This window comes from Desulfococcus sp., assembly GCF_050178255.1.
GTDB classification, from domain to species: domain Bacteria; phylum Desulfobacterota; class Desulfobacteria; order Desulfobacterales; family Desulfococcaceae; genus Desulfococcus; species Desulfococcus multivorans.
The window spans coordinates 1-4522 of the sequence record NZ_JBFXGG010000176.1 but is presented as its reverse complement, the minus strand read 5'-3'; the positions used below and the strand labels follow the sequence as shown (position 1 = coordinate 4522).

General features: G+C 56.4%; 5 protein-coding genes. All 5 read left to right on the top strand.

The window, feature by feature from the left end:
- The coding region (locus AB7S84_RS16735) for a glycine--tRNA ligase subunit alpha (protein ID WP_428155900.1) at window positions 1–597 on the top strand (597 nt) is incomplete at its 5' end.
- Between the two features lie 2 nt (window positions 598–599).
- Window positions 600–2684 carry a glycine--tRNA ligase subunit beta gene (glyS, locus tag AB7S84_RS16730; RefSeq protein ID WP_428155898.1) on the top strand — a complete coding sequence of 695 codons (2085 nt, stop codon included), beginning with the start codon at window positions 600–602 and terminating at the stop codon, window positions 2682–2684.
- 109 nt (window positions 2685–2793) lie between these two features.
- Window positions 2794–3048, top strand: a complete 255-nt coding sequence (locus AB7S84_RS16725) for a hypothetical protein (protein WP_020878127.1) — start codon at window positions 2794–2796, stop codon at window positions 3046–3048.
- A 79-nt stretch (window positions 3049–3127) separates the two neighbouring features.
- Entirely contained in the window at window positions 3128–3787 is a 660-nt protein-coding gene (locus tag AB7S84_RS16720; protein WP_428155896.1) for a nucleoside phosphorylase, read from the top strand.
- Window positions 3769–4522, top strand: a 754-nt coding sequence (locus AB7S84_RS16715; protein WP_428155894.1) for a DNA ligase LigA-related protein, incomplete at its 3' end; no start/stop codon positions are given. The genes AB7S84_RS16720 and AB7S84_RS16715, both read left to right, overlap by 19 nt.

Genomic DNA, 4522 nt, shown 5'->3' with positions numbered 1-4522 from the left:
CTGGAAAGTCTGAAGCGCCTGGGTATCGACTACCTGGAGCACGATATCCGGTTCGTGGAAGATGACTGGGAATCCCCTACCCTGGGTGCGTCCGGCCTGGGATGGGAGGTCTGGCTGGACGGTATGGAAATCACTCAGTTCACTTATTTTCAGCTTTGCGGCAGCATCGAGCTTCATCCCATTCCGGTGGAACTGACGTATGGTCTCGAGCGCATCGCCATGTATCTACAAGGGGTGGACAATGTTTACGATCTGAAATGGAATGACCGAATCACTTACGGTCGCGTCCATCACCAGCAGGAGGTAGAGCAATCGACCTACAATTTCGAGGTGGCCGACGTTGACATGCTCTTCAGGTTTTTCAATGCTTACGAGGCCGAAGCCGAGCGCATCATTCAACAATCCCTGGTACTTCCCGCTTACGAATACTGTCTGAAATGCTCTCATACCTTCAACCTGCTGGATGCCCGCGGTGCCATCAGCGTGACCGAAAGGACCGGATACATCGCGAGAATACGAAATCTGACCCGGGCCTGTGCCAAAGCATACCTGAAACAACGGGAAGAGATGGGTTTCCCGTTACTGCAAAAGGGATAAAAATGGATACGTTATTAATTGAAATCGGAACGGAAGAACTCCCGGCCGGCTATATCGAGCCCGCCTTGCAGGCCTTTTCCGCATTGATGACGGGGCAGCTGACCCATGCCCGCATCACACACGGCGCCGCAATCGTTTACGGCACCCCGAGAAGACTTGCCGTTGAAATCGTCGATGTGGCGGCCGCTCAGACACCTCTCGTGACGGAACTGACCGGCCCCCCGCGGAAGATCGGCTTCGACGATGCCGGGAAGCCGACCATGGCCGCCGTCAAATTCGCCGAAAAAGCCGGGGTTTCCATTGACGACCTCCGCATCAAGGAAACGGACAAAGGGAGTTATCTCTGCGCCGATAAGATCGAGACGATCCGCCCTACCCGGGAAATTCTGTCCGGCATACTACCGGACGTCATAGCAGCGATACCCTTCCCCAAAAGCATGAAATGGGGTGAACTGAACGTGACCTTCGCCCGTCCCGTCAGGTGGATCCTCGCCCTTCTCGGCAATGATGTCATCCCCTTTGTTTACGGAGACGTACAAAGCGGAAACCAAACCTGTGGACATCGTTTCATGCACCCCGGCAAGATCCGGATCAATCATCCCGGCGAATATATCGATGCGTTGAGACGCGCGGACGTGATAGCGGATCTTGACGAGCGCCGAAAACACGTCGCAGAGGAAATTTCCCGGACGGCCAAGGCGTTGGGCGGCGTCATTCTCCCGGATGCGGAACTGATTGATACGGTCAAGAATCTCATCGAGTTTCCGGTGGTTTCGGTCGGCAGATTCGACGACCGCTTTCTGGAGGTTCCGGACGAGGTACTCATCACCGCCATGCGAGAACATCAAAAATATTTTGCAGTGGTGGATGATCAACGGAAACTCCTGCCCTGTTTTATCGTTGTCAACAATACTCGAGCGCGGGATATGGCGTTGGTAACCACCGGCCACGAACGCGTCATCCGAGCCCGACTTTCCGACGCAAATTTCTTCTTCAAAGGGGATACGGCCACTCCCATGGAGAAATGGGTCGAGAAGCTGAAAAAGGTTCTTTTTCAGGCCCAATTGGGTTCCGTTTACGACAAATGCCGGCGCGTTCAGCAACTGGCCGAATTCATCGCCGACACCACTGTCCTTGATGGCGACCTCAAGGCGGACGTTTCCCGGGCAGCCCGGCTATGCAAAGCAGACCTGGTCAGCCAGGTAGTGATCGAATTCCCCAAACTCCAAGGCATCATGGGACGCATCTACGCCACGCTCGCCGGAGAGCCGGATGCGGTGGCGACGGCTATTGAAGAACACTATCGTCCCACATACTCCGGGGGGCCCCTACCCTCTTCACCGACCGGTGCGACGCTCGCCGTCGCCGACAAGATCGATTCCATCTGCGGGTGCTTCAGCATCGGGTTGGCCCCCACCGGCGCCTCCGACCCCTACGCTTTAAGACGTCAAGGCATAGGGATCCTGCAGATCATGAACGCCTACGACTTCTCGTTTTCCCTGGAAGCACTGATTGATCGAAGTGTAGCCGCCTTCGCCGACGTGAGTACGCGGCCTGCCGAAGAGACCGCCGGCGCGGTCTACGGATTCCTGAAGGGGCGTATGGCACACATCCTTGAAGAGGACGGTTATTCCAGGGACGTTATCGCATCGGTGACCGACATCTCCATCGATCATATTCCCCATGTCTGGAAACGCGTTGCGGCTCTCGAGAAACTCAAGGCCGAAACCGACTTCGATCTTCTGGCGGCGGCTTTCAAGCGGGTTGTGAACATCATCAAAAAAAGCGACGCCGAGGGAGCCGATCTTTCCGGAGTGGACGAAAGCCTGTTCGAACACGATAGCGAATCCGGGCTTTTCTCCGCCTTCAAGACCGTAAACGACCGTGTTCAACGTCGGTTGTCGGAAGGCCGCTTCGAGGAGGCGCTCCTCGATATTGCATCCCTCAAGAACCCGGTGGACGCCTTTTTCGACGGCGTTATGGTGATGACGGATCATATCGGGCGCCGCAACAACCGCCTTGCCCTGCTCCGAAAGATTGCAAAGATGTTTGAACGATTCGCCGATTTTTCCAAAATATCCACATGACTCAACTTTCGACTTTCATGATGGTGACCGGAAAGCGGTGCCGGGAGGATACGGCCTACGAAAGTCGAAAGTTGAGCACATGAAACAAACACCGTATTGAGGAGTTGTTATGGCTTTTGATCCCTCGAAAGACAAAGTTCTGAAGAAATGGAAATGTGAAGAAACCGGTTTGATCGTAACCATCAACCAATATGGAGATGGGGAACCCAAGGTACAGATCGGTCCTCGGATCCTGACAAAAAAAGACGGAACGGAACGGGCGCCGGTCAAGGCCGGCCGCCTTTCCATCGAAGATATTCTTTGGTTCTATGACACCATCGACGAAATCAAGGATGAACTGTCAAACCTTTCCGGACCCGTCTGAAGCGCCTTTGAAGAACTCGAAGACCGCCATTGTCCGCCCGATCGTCGGACGAAAGTCCCCAAAACTCGGCCCGCTTGCGATGATGATCAGCAGCGGACCCGACTTCGAGCGTCTGGTTCGCATCCTTCCCGCCGCGGAGCACCCGAGCCGCTTATTGATGAGCCGCCTGTTCCTGGACGCCGATGCGCGGTATGCCGTCATCGGTCCGGTGGTCGGCGCCCCTTACGCGGTCATGCTCCTGGAGCCTTTGATCGCCTGGGGCGCCCGGAAGATCTGTTTTATGGGATGGTGCGGCGCCATTTCTCCAAAAGCGACCATCGGCGACATCATCGTCCCCACCGGAGCCATCATCGACGAAGGAACCTCACTGGGATACGACGCATCGCTCCTGGACACCGCCCGTCCGTCAGAAACACTGAACCGAAGAATCAAGACCGTTCTGACGGGCCGGGGCTGCGATTTTCTGGAGGGATTGGTCTGGTCCACCGACGCCATTTACCGGGAAACGCCCGAAAAAGTGATCGAATTTCAGGCCAGAAACGCTCTGGCAGTGGAAATGGAACTCTCGGCCCTCTTCACCGCAGGACGCTACCGAGGCGTTCAGATTGGGGCCGTCCTCGTGGTTTCCGACGAACTGACGACCCTTTCCTGGAAGCCCGGCTTCAAGCTCGACCGGTTCCGCGAAAGCCGCCAAACGCTCATCGAGGCGATGAAAGACCTATGCCAGAATCCCCTGTAGTCCCGAATGTTCCAGAATCCGTTGTCCGTCGGGCCGAAGCGCTCAGGCAGGCCATCCACTACCACAACCACCGGTACCATGTTCTGGATGATCCGGAGATATCCGATGCCGAATTCGACCGGATGATGCAGGAGCTCATCGACCTGGAGACAGCCTATCCGGCATTGGCGGATCCCGGCTCGCCCACCGCGCGGGTAGGCGCGCCACCCCTCTCCAAATTCACCACGGTGCGCCACTCCGTCCCCATGCTGAGCCTCGACAATGCCTTCAACGATGCGGACGTGATTGAATTCGACGCCCGGGTCAAACGCCTGCTGGACATTCCGGACGAAGTTCTCTACGTCACCGAACCCAAAATGGATGGTGTAGCCGTCGAGCTGGTTTATGAAGACAGCAGACTGGTCATGGCTTCGACCCGGGGTGACGGGATCACCGGCGAGGTGATCACCGAAAACGCTCGAACCATCCGATCCCTCCCGTTGATCCTTTCAGATCGGAGCTCGGGGGACATCCCTCGACGAATCGAAGTGCGCGGAGAAGTTTTCATCGATGTCGGGGGTTTTCAACAGCTCAATACCGAACGCGCGGCAGAAGGGCTCCCTGTGTTCGCCAATTCAAGGAATGCCGCGGCGGGCTCCCTTCGGCAGCTCGACTCTCAGGTGACGGCAAGACGCCCTCTCAAATTCTTCGTCTACGGCATCGGAAATGTCGACGGTCTCAGGGTTTCTTCCCACG

Excerpts from the sequence above, each read along its gene's own strand:
- AB7S84_RS16725 (WP_020878127.1), top strand. The coding sequence starts at position 2,794 with ATGGCTTTTGATCCCTCGAAAGACAAAGTTCTGAAGAAATGGAAATGT.
- glyS (WP_428155898.1), top strand. The coding sequence starts at position 600 with ATGGATACGTTATTAATTGAAATCGGAACGGAAGAACTCCCGGCCGGC.
- AB7S84_RS16720 (WP_428155896.1), top strand. The coding sequence starts at position 3,128 with ATGATGATCAGCAGCGGACCCGACTTCGAGCGTCTGGTTCGCATCCTT.